General features: G+C 61.4%; 21 protein-coding genes. 1 reads left to right on the top strand and 20 read right to left on the bottom strand.

The genetic code is table 11. The features are described from left to right. Positions 1 to 94: 94 nt before the first annotated feature. From pyrF to cmk, 6 genes are all read right to left on the bottom strand, one after another. The gene (gene pyrF, locus JKV55_RS07045; protein WP_237332727.1) at positions 95 to 814 is read right to left on the bottom strand and encodes an orotidine-5'-phosphate decarboxylase; all 720 of its coding nucleotides are present in this window, start codon (positions 812 to 814) and stop codon (positions 95 to 97) included. Positions 815 to 913: 99 nt separating this feature from the next. Continuing rightward, positions 914 to 2,083, bottom strand: a complete 1,170-nt coding sequence (gene lapB / locus JKV55_RS07040) for a lipopolysaccharide assembly protein LapB (protein ID WP_202083620.1) — start codon at positions 2,081 to 2,083, stop codon at positions 914 to 916. 8 nt (positions 2,084 to 2,091) lie between these two features. Beyond that, positions 2,092 to 2,379 (bottom strand): LapA family protein, encoded by a 288-nt coding sequence (locus tag JKV55_RS07035; protein ID WP_202083618.1) that lies wholly within the window; start codon positions 2,377 to 2,379, stop codon positions 2,092 to 2,094. 107 nt (positions 2,380 to 2,486) lie between these two features. Further along, positions 2,487 to 2,825: an integration host factor subunit beta gene (gene ihfB / locus JKV55_RS07030; RefSeq protein WP_500814672.1), complete on the bottom strand. Its 339-nt coding sequence runs from the start codon at positions 2,823 to 2,825 to the stop codon at positions 2,487 to 2,489. Between the two features lie 10 nt (positions 2,826 to 2,835). Continuing rightward, on the bottom strand, positions 2,836 to 4,506 hold the full coding sequence (gene rpsA, locus JKV55_RS07025) for a 30S ribosomal protein S1 (protein WP_202083616.1): 1,671 nt from the start codon (positions 4,504 to 4,506) through the stop codon (positions 2,836 to 2,838). A gap of 109 nt (positions 4,507 to 4,615) precedes the next feature. Next, entirely contained in the window at positions 4,616 to 5,296 is a 681-nt protein-coding gene (gene cmk / locus JKV55_RS07020; protein WP_202083615.1) for a (d)CMP kinase, read from the bottom strand. A gap of 192 nt (positions 5,297 to 5,488) precedes the next feature. On the opposite strand from cmk, the gene ribA reads away from it, so the two are divergent. Beyond that, positions 5,489 to 6,088, top strand: coding sequence for a GTP cyclohydrolase II (gene ribA, locus JKV55_RS07015; RefSeq protein WP_202083614.1), 600 nt, complete (start codon positions 5,489 to 5,491; stop codon positions 6,086 to 6,088). A 25-nt stretch (positions 6,089 to 6,113) separates the two neighbouring features. Here the strand turns inward: ribA and JKV55_RS07010 are convergent, their stop codons facing one another. From JKV55_RS07010 to JKV55_RS06945, 14 genes are all read right to left on the bottom strand, one after another. Then, complete coding sequence (locus tag JKV55_RS07010; RefSeq protein WP_202083613.1) at positions 6,114 to 6,398, bottom strand: acyl carrier protein; 285 nt, start codon at positions 6,396 to 6,398, stop codon at positions 6,114 to 6,116. Further along, complete coding sequence (locus JKV55_RS07005) at positions 6,395 to 7,534, bottom strand: dihydrolipoamide acetyltransferase family protein (RefSeq protein WP_202083611.1); 1,140 nt, start codon at positions 7,532 to 7,534, stop codon at positions 6,395 to 6,397. The genes JKV55_RS07010 and JKV55_RS07005 overlap by 4 nt, the downstream gene beginning before the upstream one ends. After that, positions 7,531 to 8,514, bottom strand: coding sequence for an alpha-ketoacid dehydrogenase subunit beta (locus tag JKV55_RS07000; RefSeq protein WP_202083609.1), 984 nt, complete (start codon positions 8,512 to 8,514; stop codon positions 7,531 to 7,533). The genes JKV55_RS07005 and JKV55_RS07000 overlap by 4 nt, the downstream gene beginning before the upstream one ends. Next, the gene (gene pdhA / locus JKV55_RS06995; RefSeq protein WP_202083607.1) at positions 8,511 to 9,509 is read right to left on the bottom strand and encodes a pyruvate dehydrogenase (acetyl-transferring) E1 component subunit alpha; all 999 of its coding nucleotides are present in this window, start codon (positions 9,507 to 9,509) and stop codon (positions 8,511 to 8,513) included. The genes JKV55_RS07000 and pdhA overlap by 4 nt, the downstream gene beginning before the upstream one ends. Beyond that, on the bottom strand, positions 9,487 to 11,271 hold the full coding sequence (gene acsA / locus JKV55_RS06990) for an acetate--CoA ligase (RefSeq protein ID WP_202083605.1): 1,785 nt from the start codon (positions 11,269 to 11,271) through the stop codon (positions 9,487 to 9,489). The genes pdhA and acsA overlap by 23 nt, the downstream gene beginning before the upstream one ends. Positions 11,272 to 11,370: 99 nt before the next feature. Then, a complete protein-coding gene (locus JKV55_RS06985; RefSeq protein ID WP_202083603.1) occupies positions 11,371 to 12,675 on the bottom strand; it encodes a Ni/Fe hydrogenase subunit alpha in 1,305 nt (434 codons plus the stop codon). Further along, entirely contained in the window at positions 12,672 to 13,469 is a 798-nt protein-coding gene (locus JKV55_RS06980) for an NADH-quinone oxidoreductase subunit B family protein (protein WP_202083601.1), read from the bottom strand. Before JKV55_RS06980 ends, JKV55_RS06985 begins: the two co-directional genes overlap by 4 nt. Further along, a complete protein-coding gene (locus JKV55_RS06975; protein ID WP_202083599.1) occupies positions 13,466 to 14,284 on the bottom strand; it encodes an FAD/NAD(P)-binding protein in 819 nt (272 codons plus the stop codon). The genes JKV55_RS06980 and JKV55_RS06975 overlap by 4 nt, the downstream gene beginning before the upstream one ends. Next, positions 14,277 to 15,389, bottom strand: coding sequence for a 4Fe-4S dicluster domain-containing protein (locus JKV55_RS06970; RefSeq protein ID WP_202083597.1), 1,113 nt, complete (start codon positions 15,387 to 15,389; stop codon positions 14,277 to 14,279). The genes JKV55_RS06975 and JKV55_RS06970 overlap by 8 nt, the downstream gene beginning before the upstream one ends. Next, complete coding sequence (hypB, locus tag JKV55_RS06965) at positions 15,386 to 16,138, bottom strand: hydrogenase nickel incorporation protein HypB (RefSeq protein ID WP_202083595.1); 753 nt, start codon at positions 16,136 to 16,138, stop codon at positions 15,386 to 15,388. The genes JKV55_RS06970 and hypB overlap by 4 nt, the downstream gene beginning before the upstream one ends. Then, a complete protein-coding gene (locus tag JKV55_RS06960) occupies positions 16,138 to 16,464 on the bottom strand; it encodes a hydrogenase maturation nickel metallochaperone HypA/HybF (protein ID WP_202083593.1) in 327 nt (108 codons plus the stop codon). Before JKV55_RS06960 ends, hypB begins: the two co-directional genes overlap by 1 nt. Positions 16,465 to 16,466: 2 nt before the next feature. After that, positions 16,467 to 17,501 (bottom strand): hydrogenase expression/formation protein HypE, encoded by a 1,035-nt coding sequence (hypE, locus tag JKV55_RS06955; protein WP_202083591.1) that lies wholly within the window; start codon positions 17,499 to 17,501, stop codon positions 16,467 to 16,469. After that, the gene (gene hypD, locus JKV55_RS06950; RefSeq protein ID WP_202083589.1) at positions 17,494 to 18,633 is read right to left on the bottom strand and encodes a hydrogenase formation protein HypD; all 1,140 of its coding nucleotides are present in this window, start codon (positions 18,631 to 18,633) and stop codon (positions 17,494 to 17,496) included. Before hypD ends, hypE begins: the two co-directional genes overlap by 8 nt. Next, positions 18,623 to 18,880 (bottom strand): HypC/HybG/HupF family hydrogenase formation chaperone, encoded by a 258-nt coding sequence (locus JKV55_RS06945; RefSeq protein WP_202083587.1) that lies wholly within the window; start codon positions 18,878 to 18,880, stop codon positions 18,623 to 18,625. The genes hypD and JKV55_RS06945 overlap by 11 nt, the downstream gene beginning before the upstream one ends. Positions 18,881 to 18,908 lie beyond the last annotated feature (28 nt).

The following is an 18,908-nucleotide window of genomic DNA, read 5'->3' as shown; positions in this document are numbered from 1 at the left end:
CCCGCGAATACAGTAAAAAACCCAGGGCCGAATAACTCAGCCCCGGGATATAACAACCCGTGCCCCACCCGTCCCCCTGTTGAGGACAGCGGTGTTAAGACAAGGCCGCCAGATTGAAGTTTATTTGTGCCAATACGGCGGCCGGATCGGCGGCCTGGGTAATGGGTCGCCCCACCACCAGATAATCACTGCCGGCGGCGATGGCCTGCTCCGGCGTCATGATCCGGCGCTGGTCCCCGGCATCGCTGCCGGACGGACGGATCCCCGGTGTCACCAGCTTGAAATCCGGTCCCAGTTCGGCTTTCAGCAAGCTGGCCTCCTGTGCCGAGCAGACCACGCCGTCCAGGCCTGCATCGCGAGTCAGGCGGGCCAGGGCCAGCACCTGCTCCGCGGGAGAGCGCAGCACCCCCACCTGGTGCAGTTCATCCCCGGTCATGCTGGTCAGTACCGTGACGGCAATCAGCAAGGGTGCCTTGTCACCATAAGGCTGCAGGGCTTCCTTGGCCGCCGCCATCATGCGTGGGCCACCACTGGCATGCACATTGACCATCCACACCCCGAGTTCGGCCGCCGCCGCCACCGCCTTGGCCACGGTATTGGGAATATCATGAAACTTCAGGTCGAGGAAAACGTCGAATCCGGCACTCACCAACGAACGAACGAATTCCGGGCCAAACAGGGTAAACATTTCCTTGCCGACCTTCAGTCGGCAGCTGGCCGGATCCAGCCTGGCCACCAGCGCCAGAGCCTCCTGCCGATCGGCGAAGTCGAGCGCGATGAGGATCTTGGGATCATGAATGTTTGAATCTTGCATGAGTTACCTTTTTTATCACGGGTCGTAAGGAGTGGGGGGTGAGCAGTAAGGCGTCCTTCACTCGTCACACCTCACACCTCACGCCTCACGCCTCACCCTTTATTCGCCATCGAGACCACGTACCGGTTTTATGCTGCCCCACTGCTTGCAAGAGGGGCACTGCCAGAATAAAGTCTGCGAGGAAAAGCCGCATTGGCCGCAACGATGGCTGGGCTTGATTCTAATCTGCTCGGCCACCAGCGACTTGAGCATCTCCAGACTCTCCCTCGCCCGCCCCTGCTCGGCATTGGCCGCATGGTAGGACATCAGCCGATAAAAACCCTTCATGGTCGGATGACGTTGTAATTGCGACAATACCAGCTGTTCGGCACTGAGCAACCCTTGCTGTTCGCCGACCTTGTCGGCCAGCATCAGCACTGTACTGGCACCACTGTCTTTGGCAACCCACTGTTCCAGCAGGCGGACAAAGTCCGGCTCTTTACCCAGCTCAAGATAACAATGCCGCAGATCGTCCAGCACCTCACTGATAAAGTCCGGATCCTGCTCGGTGACCTGCCTCAGGCAAGTAACGGCCTGGTGCCACTCGGCTTGAGCTATATAGATGGCCGCCAGGCGCATATTCGCCCGAACACAACCGGGGTCGACTTTCAGTGCTTTCTTGAAATGCTGGATCGCGGCCTTGCTCTCCTGCTGGCGCCAGTTCTGCTCGGCCAGCTCACAATAAAAGTGCCCCACCGGCGTCATGGCTTTACCGCCCTGACGTTTCTTGAGGCGCTCGGCAACCACAATCGCCTTTTCCCAATCACGCAATTGCTGATAGATCAGCATCAGTTGACCCAGAGCCTCTTCTTCGTAATCCGGATCTTCTTTCAGCTCGACCAGGATATGCTCGGCCCGATCCAGCAGACCGGCCGCCAGAAAATCCCGGGCCAGCTCAAGCATGGCCAGGTGCCGCTGTTCCAATAACAGGTTGGGGCGGGCTATCAGGTTCTGATGGATACGAATGGCCCGGTCGACTTCGCCCCGGGAGCGGAACAGATTGCCGAGCGCCAGATGGGTTTCAATGGTTTCGCTGTCGACCTGCAGCAACTGGATAAAAAGATCGACCGCTTTGTCAGGTTCATCCGATAACAGAAAATTCAGCCCGGCAACGTATTGCCGGGAGAAGTGATTGGATTGTTTCTGAGCATCCTGCCGGACTCCCCTGCGTCCCATATACCAGCCATAGGCCGCCGCTACCGGAAGCAGCAAAAACAGCAATTCCAGCATGGGGCTCGTCAATCCTTAAGAGGCAAGGCCCTGAGCTCTTCCAATTCCTTATGTTGACGCTCGACCTTCTTGCGCAGGCCACTGTTGTTCATCCTAAGACGTAACATCACCAGGCCAAATACCAGCCAACCGATAACAAAGCCGGAAACAAACACCACGGCCAGCAATGTGGAAAGGCGGTAGTCACCCTGTGCCAGCAGGTAATTCACATGCACCAGCTGATCGTTTTGCGAACCCAGGGTCAAACCGACCGCGAACAGAATTGCCAGGAATACCAGGCCAAAAATAATTTTCACCTTACCCTCTCAACTTCCTGATTTTGAGTGTTGGCATTATCCCGTAAAAGCACCGTCGTCGCCAGCCGGGTAATCATGAAAAGTGATATCGGGCGGCTTGCCTGCGATCAGGCAGGATTCACCCGCTCACGCAACTCTTTACCGGGTTTGAAATGTGGTACATATTTACCGGTTAATTCCACTTTCTCACCGGTTTTGGGATTGCGACCCTGCCGCGGGGCGCGATAATGCAGAGAGAAACTGCCGAAACCACGGATCTCGATACGATCCCCGGTCTGCAGGGTAGACGCCATCTGTTCGAGAATTTCCTTGATGGCGTTTTCAACGTCCTTGGCGGAAAGATGACCGTATTGTTCAGCCAGGCGCTCAATCAAATCGGATTTGGTCATGATGTGTCTTCTCCTGATCACCAAACAAAAAGGGGGCGCGAAGGCCCCCTTTTGAATTCGGACAGGCTTATTCGCCTTTTGCCGCCTTGAAAGCTTCGGCCATGGCACTCAAACCAACTTCTTCTTGCTGCTGGTTCAGGTTATCCATAACGGCTTTCTCTTCAGCTTCGTCTTTCGCGCGGATAGACAGGCTGACGGTGCGGTTCTTCCGATCAACACCCATGTAACGCGCTTCGACTTCTTCACCCACATTCAGTACGGTGGAAGCGTCTTCGATGCGATCGCGGGAGATGTCGGCAACGCGGATGTAACCTTCCACGCCTTCTTCCAGCTCAACCACGGCACCCTTGGCGTCAACGGCGGTGATGGTACCCTTAACGATAGCACCTTTCTTGTTGTCAGACAGATACTTATTGAAAGGATCTTCGTCGATTTGCTTCACGCCCAGGCTGATGCGCTCACGCTCCGGATCGACCTGCAGTACCACGGCGTCGATTTCGTCACCTTTCTTGAATTCGCGAACGGCGTCGTCACCATTGGCGTTCCAGGAGATGTCGGACAGGTGCACCAGACCATCGATACCGCCGTCCAGGCCGATGAAGATGCCGAAGTCGGTGATGGACTTGATCTTGCCGGAAACACGGTCGCCCTTGTTGTGGGTTTCTGCAAACAGCTGCCAAGGGTTGGACTTGCACTGTTTCAGGCCCAGGGAGATACGACGGCGCTCTTCGTCGATATCCAGTACCATCACGTCTACGCTGTCGCCAACGGAAACCACTTTGGACGGGTGGATGTTTTTGTTGGTCCAGTCCATTTCGGACACGTGTACCAGGCCTTCAACGCCTTCTTCGATTTCAACGAAGCAGCCGTAGTCGGTCAGGTTGGTCACGCGGCCGGACAGGCGGGTGCCTTCCGGATAACGGTTGGCGATATCGACCCAGGGATCTTCGCCCAGCTGCTTCAGGCCCAGAGACACACGGGTGCGCTCACGGTCGAACTTCAGCACTTTAACGTTGATTTCGTCGCCCACGTTCACGATTTCGCTCGGATGCTTGACGCGCTTCCAGGCCATGTCGGTGATGTGCAGCAGGCCGTCTACGCCACCCAGATCGACGAAGGCACCGTAGTCGGTCAGGTTCTTGACGATACCCTTGACTTCCTGGCCTTCCTGCAGGTTTTCGAGCAGCTGCTCGCGCTCAACGCTGTTCTCGGTTTCGATCACGGCACGGCGTGAAACCACTACGTTATTGCGCTTCTGGTCCAGCTTGATGACTTTGAACTCAAGCTCTTTGCCTTCCAGATGCAGGGTGTCGCGTACCGGGCGCACGTCAACCAGAGAACCGGGCAGGAAGGCACGGATGCTGTTCACTTCTACGGTGAAGCCGCCTTTGACCTTGCCGTTGATAATACCAACAACGGTTTCCTGATCTTCGTAGGCTTTTTCCAGTTGCAGCCAGGCTTCGTGACGCTTGGCTTTTTCGCGGGAAAGCAGAGTCTCACCGAAACCATCTTCTACTGCGTCCAGCGCGACGTCCACGGTATCGCCAACGCTGATTTCCAGCTCGCCCTGGGCATTTTTGAACTGCTCGGCGGGAATAGCGGATTCAGACTTCAGACCTGCGTCAACCAGAACGATACCGTTCTCGATGGCAACGACAGTACCTTTAACGATGGAGCCCGGGCGGGTTTCGAGTTCTTTCAGAGACTCTTCAAAGAGTTGAGCAAAAGATTCAATCATGTTTAATGAATACACTGTTTAAGGTTGAACATCCACAGGGCAATCCGGCACCGGTGGGGTGATTATCACTGACCTGCCTCTTCCATAAGGCGGGCATTGCCAAAACGCATCAGCGACCAAGCATAACCTTAGTATGACTCAGCACTTTGTCCAGCACCTCGGCGATGGACAACGACGTGGAGTCGATAATAAGGGCGTCATCGGCCGCTTTAAGGGGCGCCACGCTGCGATTACGATCCCGCTCGTCACGCGCCTGAATTTCGCTTAAAAGGCGGTCAAAGCTAACATCAAAACCCTTATCTTGCAACTGTTTAAGCCGGCGTTGCGCCCTTTCCTCGGCACTGGCATCGAGGAAAATTTTTACCTGTGCGTCGGGGAACACCACGGTGCCCATGTCCCGGCCGTCGGCAATCAGCCCGGGCTTGCTCCTAAAGGCCCGCTGGCGTCGCAGCAAGGCTTCGCGCACCCGCGGAAAAGCGGCCACTTTACTGGCGGCTTCGCCGACCTGTTCGGTACGAATGGAGCGGGACACGTCTTCGCCTTCCAGGATGGTTTTAATCTGGCCTTCCACCACCGGAAACTGCACATCCAGATGAGCTGCCAGCGGCATCAACCCGGCCTCATCATCCAGCGCCACATTGTGATGCAGTGCCGCCAGGGCCAGCACGCGATAGATAGCGCCGGAGTCCAGCAAATGCCATTCCAGTTTTTCGGCCAGCAACTGACAAAGCGTTCCTTTGCCGGCTCCGCCCGGGCCATCGACGGTGATGACGGGAGCTAGTTCAGACATTGCATCCTCCAGAAAATCATGGGTCTGGGCACCTCGGGTGCCGCGCGGCCGGCATTATACCCGAGTTGGCGAACAAAGGCATAATTTACAATTAATTAACACCGAATGACCCGATATGCGCCTATACCTGTACGCCCATCCGCTTTACAATGGCCGCTATTTTTTGTTGCTTGATAATCGAAGAGGAACGCCATGAGCAGTGTTACCCGGATGGCAAACTCAAAACTGCCGACACCCTGGGGCACCTTTACCCTGGTCGGGTTTGAAGAAAAAGGCACGGGCAAGGATCATGCGGCCCTGGTGATGGGCCATGTCGACGATGGCCTGCCGGTACTGGGTCGCATTCATTCCGAATGCCTGACCGGCGATGCCCTGTTCAGCCTGCGCTGCGACTGCGGCTTTCAATTGCAGGCCGCCATGGAAAGGATCGCCAAAGAGGGCCGCGGGATACTGCTTTATGTGCGCCAGGAAGGGCGCGGCATCGGCCTGCTCAACAAGATCCACGCCTACCACCTGCAGGATCAGGGCAAGGACACGGTGGAAGCCAACGTCGAACTCGGGTTTGCCGCCGACATGCGCGACTACACCATCTGTGCCGACATGCTGCGCAGCCTGGGTGTCAAACAGCTCAGGCTGATGACCAACAACCCGCGCAAGGTCAAGGCGATGGAAAATTTCGGCATCGAGGTGGTAGAGCGGGTGCCGTTGCAGGAAGGCCGCAACCCCTTCAACGAGCATTATCTGGACACCAAGGCCGGCAAGCTCGGCCATATGCTGAAAGAGCAGGACTGAAGGTTCCTCTCCCCCACCCCATGAGTCATACCGGCCCCTGGCCGGTATTTTCTTGCTCGGACTCGCCGGCGTGCCGGCTCAGGTAATCCACCATCTGCGACAGCTGAGTGATGCTGGCAAAGTCGGCTTCCGGAATATGTATCCCCAGCTCCCGGCCCAGCGCCTCAACCAGCCGCAGAAAATCCATCGAGTCCAGATCGAGTGCGTCTCTCATGTCTTCTCCCGGATCCAGCTGTGCGGTATCGGCATCCGGTGCTATATCCCGAATGTGGCGACAGACCAGCTCGGTCAGCGCTTGCTTGTCTTTCATTCCAGTTGCTCCGGTTGTTGCAATAAGTTGTCTATCCGGTTAAGCAAACGGGCGCCCTCGTGACCGTCACTCACCCTGTGGTCGGCGGCCAGGCTGAAGCTGGCCTGGAGCATGGGCACTATGTTCTGCTGCTGTACCCAGGGAGCCAGACGTACCCGACCAATACCCAGCAGGGCCACTTGCGGCGGAAAGATAACCCCCTGAATGCGATCCACTCCCCGCTCCCCCAAACTGGACACGGTCACCGTCGCCTCCTGCAGTTCAGTGCTGCGCAGCCCCCCTTCCCGGGCCCGGATCACCTGATCCCGAAGGGCCGCCATCATTTGTGCCGCTCCCAGTAGGTGCGCGTCATGGATGGCCGGCACCACCAGCCCGCCCCGGCGCAGGTGGATGACGTTGCCCAGGTGCACCCGGGGTTCGCTGTAATAGTGACCGTCCCGGTAAAAACCGTTGAAGCGGGGAAACTCGGCCAGTGCTCGAGCCAGGGCACAGTAGACAAGGGCATTGACCAGCACCAGTTGTTCGGCGGGCTTGCCATGATTAAAGGCCGTGCACCAGGCCTGGGCCCGCGCCAGGGCAATATCCTGCTCCAGATAGTAATGGGGGATCTCCCGCTTGGAGCGACTCACCACGGCGGCAATGGCCTGGCGCATCCGCGGCTCCGCTTCCTGCGGCTTTGAAGATGACGCCAACGCCTCGATATCCGCCAGCACCAGGGCGCCATCGGGTCCGCTGCCGGGTCCCAGACCACGCCAGTCGATGCCCAGCTGGCCGGCCCGCTGGCGGGCCGCCGGCGAAATGCGAACGGATCTCCCGACAGCCGCTGGCCTGGTCGGTTCCGGCGCAGGCATATTCGGTACCCGGGGTTCTCTGACCGTTTCCTCCTGTTCGGCATCACCACTCAGGCGCAAGTGAGCGATGGGCTCACCCACCTGCAACGGCTCACCTATCGGTACCAATAGTGTCTCAACTACGCCTTCGTCAAAGACTTCCAGATCAATCAGCCCCTTCATGGTGTCGATGGTGGCGATCACATCGCCCCGGTGCACCGCATCCCCGGGTTTCACCCGCCATTCCGCCACCGTGCCCTTGGCCATGTCGGATCCGAAAGAGGGCATCCTGATGATTTTGATCATTTTCCCACCACCCTGATGGCGGCAGCCATTATGCCCTCGACCTGGGGGGTGGCCGCCAGCTCCAGATGCCGAGGATAAGGAATCGGTACCTCTCTGCTACACACCCGCTGGGGCGGTGCATCCAGCGACCAGAAGCAATGCTCCGCCACCTGGGCGCAAATCTCGCCGGCCAGGCTGCCGGTGCGCCAGCCTTCGTCCACTACCAGCAGGCGCCGGGTCTTGTTGACCGAGGCAAACAGGGTGTCGAAATCCAGTGGGCGCAGGCAGCGCAGATCGATCACCTCGGCGCTGATGTCCCGGCTTTGCAACAACTCGGCGGCGTCCAGTACCTTAGGCATGGAGCCACCGTAACTGACCAGGCTGAGATCTGTCCCTTGCCGGCGCACCAGCGCCCGGTGCATGTCGGGGCACTGCTCTGGTGTGGGCAACGGCCCCGTCATGTTGTAGAGCAACACATGTTCAAACAGCAGCACAGGATCGGGATCCGCCAGGGCCATGGCCAGCATGTAGCGAGCATCGGCCAGGGTGGCCGGCGCCAGCACCTTGAGACCGGGCACATGGGCATACCAGTTTTCCAGACTGTGGGAATGCTGGGCCGCCAGCTGCCGGCCGGCGCCGCAGGCCATGCGGATCACCAACGGCACCCCCAGCTGGCCACCGGACATATGGCGCAGGGTGGCGGCATTGTTGACGATCTGATCCAGCGCCAGCAGGCTGAAATTGACCGTCATCACCTCCACAATGGGCCGCATGCCACCCAGCGCCGCGCCTATCCCCGCCCCGACAAACCCGGACTCGGACAAGGGCGTATCCCGCACCCGCTGCTCGCCAAATTCCTGCAGCAGCCCCTTGGTTACCGCATAGCAGCCGCCATAATGGCCCACATCCTCGCCCATCAGGAATACCCGGGGATCCTGCCGAATGGCTTCCCGTATGGCTTCCCGCACCGCCTCACGGTAGCTGATGTCTGGCATATTCATGCTTCCGGCTCCTGATAGACGCCACGGCACAGCTCCGACTCGGGCTCAAACACCGACTGCTCGGCAAAGGAAACAGCCTCATTCAACTCCAATCTGACCGCCTGCTCCAGTTGCTGCCACCGGGCGTCATCCAGCTCACCGCGCTGTTCAAGAAGTTTCCTGAGCTGCACAATGGGGCCCTTTTGCTGCCATTGCTCCACTTCATCCGGGGTACGGTAAAGCTGGGTATCAAACATGGAGTGACCGCGAAAACGGTAGGTCAGGCATTCCAGAAAGCGGGGCCCGCCCCCCTGACGAATGGCGTCACAAGACTCCCTGGCTGCCGCTTCCACCGCCGCCACCTGCATGCCGTCCACCTCGCGGGCGTCCAGGCCATAGCTGGCGGCCTTTCTGTAAATGTGCTGCTCCGACTCGGAGATGGCCAGGGCCGTGCCCATGGCGTAGCGGTTGTTCTCACACACGAACAGCACCGGCAGTTGCCACAGCTGGGCCAAATTGAGGCTTTCGTGAAATTCGCCTTCCGCCGCCGCCCCTTCACCGAAGAAGCAGCAGGTTACCCGGCGGCGGTTCTGCAGCTTGTCGGCCAATGCCAGTCCCACCGCCATCGGCAGGGCGCCGGCGACAATGGCATTGCCACCATAGAAACGTTTGTTCTTGTCGAAAATATGCATGGAGCCGCCCCGCCCCCGGCTGCTGCCCCCGACTTTGCCGAACATCTCGGCCATCACCGCTTTCATGTCCAGCCCCCGGGCCAGCGCATGGCCGTGCTCCCGGTAGGTGGCGATCACCGCATCTTCCGCCGTCAGCGCCTGCATCACGCCCACCGCCACTGCTTCTTCACCAATATAAAGATGCAGAAAACCGCGGATTTTTTCTTCCATATACAGCTCGGCGCAGCGCTCTTCAAAACGGCGAATGCGCAACATCGCCTGCAGCAACTGCAGCAAGTGACGGCTGTCCGGCCCGCTGCCGTCAGCTTCGGGGGGAGTGTTCATGACCATTGCCCTCATCGCTTTCCAGGGTGGAAATATCGCCCGGTGGCAAGCCCAGCTCGCGGGCCCGCAGCAGGCGGCGCATGATCTTTCCGCTGCGGGTCTTGGGCAGATTGTCCTTGATGGCGATCTCCCGGGGCGCCACCGCCGGGCCCAGGCGCTTTCTGGCATGAGCCATCAGGCTTTTCAGCAAGTCCTCACCGGCCTCATAACCGGGTTTGAGCGCCACAAAGGCCTTCACCACTTCCCCGGCGACCACATCGGGAATACCAATGACCCCGGCTTCTGCCACCGCCGGGTGCTCGAGCAGCACGCTTTCCACCTCAAAGGGACCGATCAGATGGCCGGAAGACTTGATCAGCTCCTTGCTGCGCCCCACAAACCAGTAATAACCGTCCTCATCCCGCCAGGCCAGATCGCCGCTCAGATACCAGTTGTCCCTGAAGCAGTTGCGGTAACGTTGCTCATCATGCAGATAGCCCCTGAACATGGACGGCCAGCCCGGCCTCAGCGCCAGCTCGCCCACCTGGCCGGGAGCGCTCAGCTCGGTGAGCCGCCCTTGGTCATCCACCCGGACTATGCCCGCCGTGATGCCCGGCAGCGGCTGCCCCATGGAGCCCGGCTTCACCGGCTCGGATGCAAAATTGGCCAGCATGATGCCGCCGGTTTCGGTCTGCCACCAGTTGTCGTGAAAGGGCATGCCAAACAGCCGCGTCCCCCAGACCACCGCCTCGGGATTGAGCGGCTCGCCGACGCTGGCCAGAAAACGCAGTGCCCCCAGATCATAACGGGCCACCAGCTCGTCACCGGCTTTCATCAGCATGCGAATGGCGGTGGGTGCGGTATACCAGACATTGACCTTTTCGTCGGCCAGGATCCGGTACCAGCGCTCGGGATCGAACTCCGCCTCGTCCACGACCAGGGTGACCCGGTTGCACAAGGGGGCAATGACGCCATAACTGGTGCCGGTAACCCAGCCCGGATCCGCCGTGCACCAGTAAATGTCGCCGGGATGCAGATCCAGCGCGCACCAGGCGGAATAACTGTGATACACCACCGCCTCATGCACATGCAGGGCGCCCTTGGGCAGGCCGGTGGTGCCGCTGGTAAAATGCAGCAGGGCCGGGTCTTCAGGCTGAGTCGGGCAGATGTGAAAGGTTTCGGCGGCCCCCGCCAGAGCGGAGTCCAGATCCAGGCAGCCGGCGGGGCAGTCGCCGTGGCAGTCGTAGAGCAACACCTGCCCAAGCTGGGGCAGCTCGCTGCGCCAGGGCGCGACTTTTTTCAGGTAGAGACGGGCGCTGCTGATCAATACCCTGGCATTGCCAATCTCCATACGGGAACGAATGGGCTCGGGGCCAAAGGCGGAAAACAGCGGGCAAAACACAGCGCCGGCTTTCAGGCTGCCCAGCAAGGCGGCATACAGCTGGGGCGTGCGCCCGCACAGGCTGAACACGGTTTCTCCCTTGACGACTCCCAGGCTGGCCAGCAGGCTGGCAAAGCGGTTGCTGAGCCCCTGCAATTCACGGTAACTGAAGGTGCGCCGCTCCCCCTGTTTGCTCAGCCAGACAAGCGACGTCTGCTCGCCCTGCCCCTCCAGCACATGGCGATCCAGCGCCTCAAAGGCGATGTTGATGCCCCCCTCATGGCCCTTGATCCTGGCTTGGGCCTGCTGCCAGTGAAACTGACGACAGCCTTGCCGGTAGTCCGGCAGATTGGGTCTGACGCCGGACGGCCCCGGTGTCTTGGTGATGATTTCAAAGCCCATGCGAGCCTCCTGCTTGCCGGTGGCTTTACGGGTGGCAGAGCGGGTGACCGAATGATGCCGCCCTTTGACGCTCTTGAGGCAAGTTTAGCCATAAACCGGCTATTCGCGCCGCAGCCTGAACCGCAGAAAATGGGTGGAGCAGGAAATGCAGGGGTCGTAGTTGCGGATCAGCCGCTCGCAGAACAGTTTGAGCTCCTGATCGCTGTGGTGCAGGCCAAAGCGGGTGACCGAAGCCCTGAGATCCTGCTCGATACGGGCCTGATTCTGACTGGTGGGCGGAATGATGGAGCAGGACAGCACCCGGCCCTGCTCATCCAGCCGGTAATAATGATAAATCATGCCCCTCGGCGCCTCGGTACAGAAACAGCATTCTCCCGCGGTAGGAGTGACCGGCAGGCTGGCCTCGCCGTTGGGGCATGGCTGCGCCAGCAACCGATTGGCCTCGAACAGAGCCCAGTATATTTCCAGTGCCCGGGCTCGAATGCTGGTAAACATGTTGCGACTGGGAAACGCAAAGCCGCATTCCCGGGCCAGGGCGCGCACCTCGGCAGGCAGCCGCTCAAAACTGTTGTTCATCCGCGCCAGCGGGCCGACCAGGTAATCCTGGCCATCGAGCAGGGAATAGAGCGCGGTGGAATGAGGCTCCTGATGCTCGGCAAAATGTCGGGGGTAGTCGGAATAATCCAGGCTCAGTCCATGGCTGCTGGTGATACAGCCACCATTGATGGCATAACCGTCGGGCTCGGTGAGGCTGACCCAGATAAAGTCGTGGCTGTAATCGGGCAACGTCAGCTCCGCGGTCCAGCGCACCAGTGCCTCGGCGGCGGGCAGCGCCTGCTTCACCAGCCCACGCACTTCATGCCAGCGTTCGTGATCGGGCAGACGGCCAAAGCCCCCCACCTGCAACCCCACCGGGTGTACGGAGCGACCGCCCAGCAGCGCCATCAGGGCATTTCCGGCTTCCTGCAGCAACATGCCCCGTTTCAGCACCTCGGGGAACACCTTGGCCATGTCGAGAGCATGATCAAACCCGAGAAAGTCGGGTGCCGCCAGAAAGTGAATATGCAGGGCATGGCTTTGCACCCACTCTCCCAGATTCATCAGCAGTCTCAGTTGCACCAGCGACGGGGGCAGCTCTATGCCGAACAACCGCTCCATCGCCTGAATGGAAGTGAGCTGGTAGGCCATGGGGCAGATGCCGCAGATGCGGGCGTTGAGATCCGGCACCTCCTGATAGCCCCGCCCTTCCAGAAACTTCTCAAACAACCGGGGCGGCTCGAAAATGGCCAGATGCAACCTGTCGATGCGGTCGCCTCTGGCGTTCAGCTCCAGGCTGCCTTCCCCTTCCAGCCGGGTCACGAAAGGCACCTTGAGAGCGATGCGACGCCTGGCCTTTTTCTTCATTCGTCGACCTCCCGCACATCGATGCGCTGCCAGCGCCGGTACTGCTCGCGAAACGGCGGACTGTGGCTGTGAATGGCGGCAAACCGCCGGGCAATGTCGTCGGGCAGCAGCCCCAGGCCGGCAAAGCGGTTGGCCAGGCTGTCGCCGTTGGGCTGCTCGGACGGACCAAAACAGCCATAGCAGGCCCGGCCAAAGGCGGGACAGAGGGCACCGCAGCCGGTGCGCACCACCGGCCCCAGACAGGGGGCGCCCCTGGTGACCATGACGCACACCTGCTGGCGGCGCTTGCACTCCATGCACAGCTTTTCAGTCTCGGGCCGGGGCCACACGCCTAGGCGCAACTGACGCAGAAAATGGCGCATCTGCTCCACGGTAATGGGGCAGCCCCAGAGTTCAAAGTCCACCTGAATGTGCTCGGCTACCCCGGTGGACGTGGCCAGGGTGGCGATAAAGTCAGGCCGGGCATAAACGGCCGCTTTCCAGCCCGGGCCATCCGCCAGATTGCGCAGGGCCTGAATGCCGCCGCTGGTGGCACAGGCACCCATGGTCACCACCAGCTTGCTGTTGCGGCGAAGGCGCCGGGCGCGTTCGAGATCGTCCGGCGTGGACACACTGCCCTCGACAAAGGCCACATCCACGGTTTTTTCCGGCCCGGTTATGCCCGCCTCGATGAAATGCACAAACTCCACTTCCTCCAATAAATCCAGCAGCGCCGGCCCCTGATTGAGCAAGGCCAGCTGGCAGCCGGAGCAGGAGGTCAGCTTGTGCACCGCCAGGGTCAGCTTTGCCGTCATACGCCCTCCCTGCCCAGCCAGGGCTTGACCTGCGGATAATGAAATACCGGGCCATCCTTGCAGACAAAATACGGACCCAGCTGACAATGACCACATAGGCCCCGGCCGCACTGAAAATTGCGTTCCAGGCTCATGTAAACCGCCTCGTCCGCCACTTTTAAGCGCGCCAGCTGTTTAAGGGCCGCCAGCATCATGATCTCAGGCCCGCACATCATGACCGCACAGTGATCAGCAGCAAACTCCGCCAGCGCCAGCAATTCGGTCACCAGCCCCAGCCGCCAGTGATGCCGGTGCCGGTGTTCCTCGCTGGCGGCCAGCAATACCTGGCATTCGCCCAGGGTTTGCCAGCGCCGGTACTGCGTCTGCCACAGCAGATCGGCATGGTGCTTGACCCCTTGCAGGATCACGATGCGACCGTATTGATCCCGGTTGGCCACCGCATGGTGAATGGCCGCCACCACCGGGGCACAGCCCAGCCCGGCGGTAATAAACACCAGGTCCCGCCCCCGCAGCTGCGCCAGTGGCCAGCCCCGGCCAAAGGGGCCGCGCAGGCCCAGCTGCTGGCCGACCTCCAGCGCCACCAGCGGCCGCGTGACCCGGCCCACGGCGCGAATGGTGTGCTGCAACAGCCCCTGATGCCAGCCCATGATGGAAATGGCCACCTCACCGGCGCCAAACAGGTAAAGCATGTTGAACTGGCCGTAATCGAAGTCGAACGGTGAGTGCGTGTCCAGCGCCAGACTCAGGGTATGTACTCCCGGCATCTCCATGGTTTTGGCCGCCAGGGTGGCGACCATGGGCACCCCGTCAGCCATGTTTGCCCTTCTGTGATGGCTCCTCCAGCAGGGCCTGGCTCTCTTCCACCAGATCGATGGCCACCGGACACCAGGCAATGCACCGACCGCAGCCGACACAGCCACTGCGGCCGAATTGCTGCTGCCAGGTGGCCAGCTTGTGCACCAGCCATTGCCGGTAGCGGTGGCGGAGTTCATGGCGGATCACCTTGCCGGTGATGTAACTGTGCTGCTCGCTGAAACAGGAGTCCCAGCGCTGCACCTGCTCGGCCTGCCGATGGCGAATGTCGCCTTCGGTGTCCTGTTTCGAGCAAAAACAGGTAGGGCAGACCGAGGTGCAGTTGCCGCAGGCCAGGCAGCGTTCGGCCACCTGCTGCCAGCGCGGGTGGTCGAGCCGGTCCACCAGCTGCGCCAGTTCGGCTTCACCGGGCATGACTCGCTGTTGCCGGCGGGCTGCCGCCAGCGCGGTTTTCGCCTCGCTCAGTTGCTTATTCGTCGCCTTGTTCAGCGGCAATTGAGCCGCAATGGTTTCGCCCTTGTCGCTGCCGGTCTGCAACAGGTAGCCCTCGGCCAGCTCGTCGAGCAGAATATCAAAACCGAAACGGGCCTCGGGGCCGTCGCCGGTCGACACACAAAAGCAGGTGTCGGCGCTGCGGCCGCAGTTCACCGCCACGATAAAGAGGTGCTCGCGCTGAGCCCGGTAAAAGGCATCGGCATAAGGCCCTTTGATAAAATGCTGATCCTGAATGCGCAGTGCCGCCAGATCGCAACCCCGCAGGCCGATAAACGCGAGCAGCCTGGGCTTCGGCTCCACGGCGCGAAAACGCAGGCCATCGCCGGTGTGCTCGGCCCGCCAAAGGGGTTGCTCAGGTAAAAACAGCCAGGGTTTGAGGCCCTGCGGGCCGGTGTTCCAGGCAAAGGCGCGCTCGCCGGCGGTGCGCTGCAGGCGGTAGCTGCCCGCGTCGGCCTGCTCCTGCCAGCCCCAGGGAAGTTGATCGACATGTGCCAGCGGCGCGAACACAATGGCGTCGTCTTTCACTTGCGGGCCAATCACCTCATAACCGGCCTGCACCAGCGCGTGATGCAGCCGGTGCAGGTGCTTTCGCGGCAGAAAACGCCGGCTCATGGCCGCGTGCTCAACAGCCAGTCGTACCAGGCATTCAGCCCCTCGCCGCTCTGGGCCGACAGCACCAGGATCTGAACATGAGGATTAAGCCGGCGCAGGGCGCTTTTTATGCTGTCGAGATCAACCTCCAGATAAGGCAGCAGATCGGCCTTGTTGATAATGGCCAGCCCGCAGCCGGCAAACAGATGAGGATATTTTTCCGGTTTGTCGTCGCCGTCGGTCACCGCCATCATGGCGACGCGGTGCTGCTCGCCCAGATCGAACAGCGCCGGACACACCAGGTTGCCGACGTTTTCGACCAGCACCAGCGCGCCGTCCGGCGCCGCCAGGGTGGCCAGCCCCGCCTGTATCATGTGCGCGTCCAGATGACAGCCGGTGCCGGTGTTGATCTGCACCACCCGGCCGCCACAGGCCTGAATGCGCCGCGCATCGTTCTGGGTGTGCTGATCCCCTTCCAGCACCGCCATCGGCGGCCAGCCGGCGCCGGTCTGTCTGGAGGCATTGACATGGGTAAACGTGGCTTCCAGCAGCCGGGTCTTGCCGGCGCCCGGGGTGCCCATCAGGTTGATGCAGGTAATACCATGGGCGGTCAACCAGTCGCGGTTTTGCCGGGCCAGTTCGTCGTTGCCGGCCAGCAGCGCCTGCTGCAGTTGCAGGCTGTCACCTTCATGGCGAAGGTGACGATGGATTTCGCTGCCCGGTGTCGACAACCGGGCCTTGTCGCCAGAACATCCGCAGTGACCACACATCAGCCGAATCCTATTTCCGTTAACAGCAGTTGCCTTCCTGACATCAAAGTATAGTCGTGGCTGCTGCAGGGACAGGCGTCCCCCGGCTTGTCCGGGGTGAAATGCCGGCCGCAGTGCCGGCATTCGGCCCGGGCCGGCACCATCTGGATGACCAGCTCGGCACCGCTTAACCCGGCCTCTTCCTTGACCATGTCAAAACAGAACTGCAGCCGCTCACCATCCACGCAGCTCATGGCGCCCACCTCGACGGTAATGCGGCGGATCTCCCGGTGTTGATAAGGCTTGAGCTGGGTCAGCAGGGCCCGCACCACCGAGAGCTCATGCATGCTCAGCAGATCCGTGGCAATTGCAGGCCATGAGGCACCTCCAGCAGCCGCGCGCCACCGTAGGGACCGAGCAGGCTGAGCCGTCCCGGCGAAGCCGGCGCCCGTACCTCGCCGATAATGCGGGCATGGCGGCCCAGGGGGTGAGCATGCCACAACGCCAGGGCCTGCTCGGCCTGCTCGGGGGCGATCACCATGGCGGCCAGCCCTTCATTGGCAAGCAGCAGCGGCTCCAGCCCCAGCAGTTCGCACAACGCCTGGGTCTGCGGGCGAATGGGCAGATCCTGTTCGTTCAGCCGAATCTCCACCGACGACGCCTCGGCCATTTCGTTCAGCACCCCTCCCAGGCCGCCGCGGGTGGCGTCGCGCAGGCAGCGCACGCCTGCGCATTGCGCCAGCACCGGCTGAATAAGCGTGTGCAGGGCGGCACAGTCGCTGGCAAGCTTCCCCTCCAGTCCCAGCTCTTCCCGGGCCAGCATGACGGCGGCGCCGTGATCGCCTACATGACCGTTGATCAGCACTCTGTCACCGGGCCGGGCCGCGGCAACGGACAGGCTCAACCCCGCCGGGATCACTCCCACGCCGGTGGTGTTGATAAAGAGTTTGTCGGCCATGCCCCGTTCCACCACCTTGGTATCCCCGGTGACGATGGTAACCCCGGCCTGGCGGGCAGCCTCGGCCATGGAGCCGACCAGGCGTTCAAGCAGCGCCAGCGGCAGTCCTTCCTCGATGATAAAGGCGGCACTCAGATAAAGCGGCACGGCCCCGCCCACGGCCAGATCGTTCAAGGTGCCACACACCGCCAGCTTGCCGATGTCGCCCCCGGGAAATTCCAGCGGGCTGACCACAAAGCTGTCGGTGGTCAGCGCCAACCGGTCCCCCCGGGCCTGCAGGCCGGCCAATGGCAAGCGGGCCTGATCCTCCTTTTGCAGCAAGGGCATATCGCCAAAGGCGGACAAAAACAGGCCGTCGATCAACCCATGCATGGCCCCACCCCCGGCCCCGTGAGCCAGGGTGATGGTCTTTTCGGCGCTAGTCACGGCGGGCCTCCTCGGGGTGGTCTTGCTCGGGCCGGTATTGGTAGTAGGCGGCACAGGCGCCCTCGCTCGATACCATCAGGGCTCCCTCCGGGTGCTCGGGGGTGCACCCGCGGCGAAACAGCGGGCACTGATCCGGCTTGATCCGGCCGGTGAGCACGCCATGGCACCAGGCGGGATCATCGGCGGCCTTGACCGGCACTGCCACGGCCAGCAGCCCGGTCGCATCCAGATGCCGGTATGGTGCGCGTATCCGCACCCCCGAGCCCGGCACCCGGCCAAGGCCGCGCCAGTGGCCGTCAACGCCCGATTCAAACGCCTGATCGATTGCTTGCAGGGCGGCCGGATTGCCTGTCTCCGCCACCACCCGGGCATAGGCGTTTTCGATGTCACAACGCCCCTGATCCAGCTGCAACACCAGTTGATACAGGGCCTGCAGAAAGTCCACCGGCTCAAAGCCGGCAATCACCAGCGGCTTGTGGTACTGCTGAGCAATGGGGGCATACACCCGGCTGCCGATCACCATGCTGACATGCCCCGGCCCCACAAAGCCATCCAGCTTTACCTCGCCCGCCTCAAGCAGGCCGGTCAGGGTCGGCATCAGCCGAATGTGGTGACAGAGAAAACGCAGGTTACCGATGCCGGCACGGTCGGCGGCCAGAATCGAATGGGCGGTGCCCGGCATGGTGGTATCGAAACCGATGGCAAAAAACACCACCTGTTTGCGGGGATGTGCCTTTGCCAGCGCCAGGGCGTCATAGGGGGAATAAAGCACCCTCACCCCGGCGCCCTCGGCTTTGGCCTGCAGCAAACTGCCCCGGCTGCCCGGCACCCGCAGCGGATCACCAAAGCTTGCCAGGATCACATTGGGCTGCCGGGCCAGAGCGACCGCCTGATCCACCGCCGCCACCGGCAGCACGCATACCGGGCAGCCGGGGCCGTGAATAAACTCGATGGCGTCAGGGATGAGCTGGTGCAGCCCGAAACGAAAAATGGCATGGGTATGGCCGCCACACACTTCCATGATCTGCAACGGCCGGCCAAGGCGCGCCGCCACCCGCCCGGCCACCGGGGTCATGGCGGCCAGCAGGGCCCGTACCCGGTCGGCATCACGAAAGTCTGTGTTAAGGCTCATCACATTCCCTCTGCTCCATTTGCGCCAGCAAGGCCAGGGTGCGGTCGGCTTCCTGCTGGTCAATCAGCGCCATGGCAAAACCCACATGCAGCAACACCCACTTCCCCACCAGCGTCGAGAGTGCTCGCCCATCGGCAGCCAGCAGCGCGATATTGATTTGCCGGCGTACCCCGGCGGTCTCTGCCAGCGCCAGGCCGGCGTCGGCATCCACAATGCTCACGATTCGGGCCGGTATTCCCAGGCACATAAACACCCCCTTCCCCTCGGCGCAGGTC

Source organism: Zobellella iuensis (assembly GCF_016746085.1).
GTDB lineage: Bacteria > Pseudomonadota > Gammaproteobacteria > Enterobacterales > Aeromonadaceae > Oceanimonas > Oceanimonas iuensis.
This window is presented reverse-complemented; position numbering and strand designations above follow the sequence as displayed.

What these genes read in the sequence shown, in the direction of transcription:
- pyrF (WP_237332727.1), bottom strand. Translation starts at nt 814, where the DNA reads ATGCAAGATTCAAACATTCATGATCCCAAGATCCTCATCGCGCTCGAC.
- lapB (WP_202083620.1), bottom strand. Translation starts at nt 2,083, where the DNA reads ATGCTGGAATTGCTGTTTTTGCTGCTTCCGGTAGCGGCGGCCTATGGC.
- rpsA (WP_202083616.1), bottom strand. Translation starts at nt 4,506, where the DNA reads ATGATTGAATCTTTTGCTCAACTCTTTGAAGAGTCTCTGAAAGAACTC.
- cmk (WP_202083615.1), bottom strand. Translation starts at nt 5,296, where the DNA reads ATGTCTGAACTAGCTCCCGTCATCACCGTCGATGGCCCGGGCGGAGCC.
- ribA (WP_202083614.1), top strand. Translation starts at nt 5,489, where the DNA reads ATGAGCAGTGTTACCCGGATGGCAAACTCAAAACTGCCGACACCCTGG.
- JKV55_RS07010 (WP_202083613.1), bottom strand. Translation starts at nt 6,398, where the DNA reads ATGAAAGACAAGCAAGCGCTGACCGAGCTGGTCTGTCGCCACATTCGG.
- JKV55_RS07005 (WP_202083611.1), bottom strand. Translation starts at nt 7,534, where the DNA reads ATGATCAAAATCATCAGGATGCCCTCTTTCGGATCCGACATGGCCAAG.
- JKV55_RS07000 (WP_202083609.1), bottom strand. Translation starts at nt 8,514, where the DNA reads ATGAATATGCCAGACATCAGCTACCGTGAGGCGGTGCGGGAAGCCATA.
- pdhA (WP_202083607.1), bottom strand. Translation starts at nt 9,509, where the DNA reads ATGAACACTCCCCCCGAAGCTGACGGCAGCGGGCCGGACAGCCGTCAC.
- acsA (WP_202083605.1), bottom strand. Translation starts at nt 11,271, where the DNA reads ATGGGCTTTGAAATCATCACCAAGACACCGGGGCCGTCCGGCGTCAGA.
- JKV55_RS06985 (WP_202083603.1), bottom strand. Translation starts at nt 12,675, where the DNA reads ATGAAGAAAAAGGCCAGGCGTCGCATCGCTCTCAAGGTGCCTTTCGTG.
- JKV55_RS06980 (WP_202083601.1), bottom strand. Translation starts at nt 13,469, where the DNA reads ATGACGGCAAAGCTGACCCTGGCGGTGCACAAGCTGACCTCCTGCTCC.
- JKV55_RS06975 (WP_202083599.1), bottom strand. Translation starts at nt 14,284, where the DNA reads ATGGCTGACGGGGTGCCCATGGTCGCCACCCTGGCGGCCAAAACCATG.
- JKV55_RS06970 (WP_202083597.1), bottom strand. Translation starts at nt 15,389, where the DNA reads ATGAGCCGGCGTTTTCTGCCGCGAAAGCACCTGCACCGGCTGCATCAC.
- hypB (WP_202083595.1), bottom strand. Translation starts at nt 16,138, where the DNA reads ATGTGTGGTCACTGCGGATGTTCTGGCGACAAGGCCCGGTTGTCGACA.
- JKV55_RS06960 (WP_202083593.1), bottom strand. Translation starts at nt 16,464, where the DNA reads ATGCATGAGCTCTCGGTGGTGCGGGCCCTGCTGACCCAGCTCAAGCCT.
- hypD (WP_202083589.1), bottom strand. Translation starts at nt 18,633, where the DNA reads ATGAGCCTTAACACAGACTTTCGTGATGCCGACCGGGTACGGGCCCTG.
- JKV55_RS06945 (WP_202083587.1), bottom strand. Translation starts at nt 18,880, where the DNA reads ATGTGCCTGGGAATACCGGCCCGAATCGTGAGCATTGTGGATGCCGAC.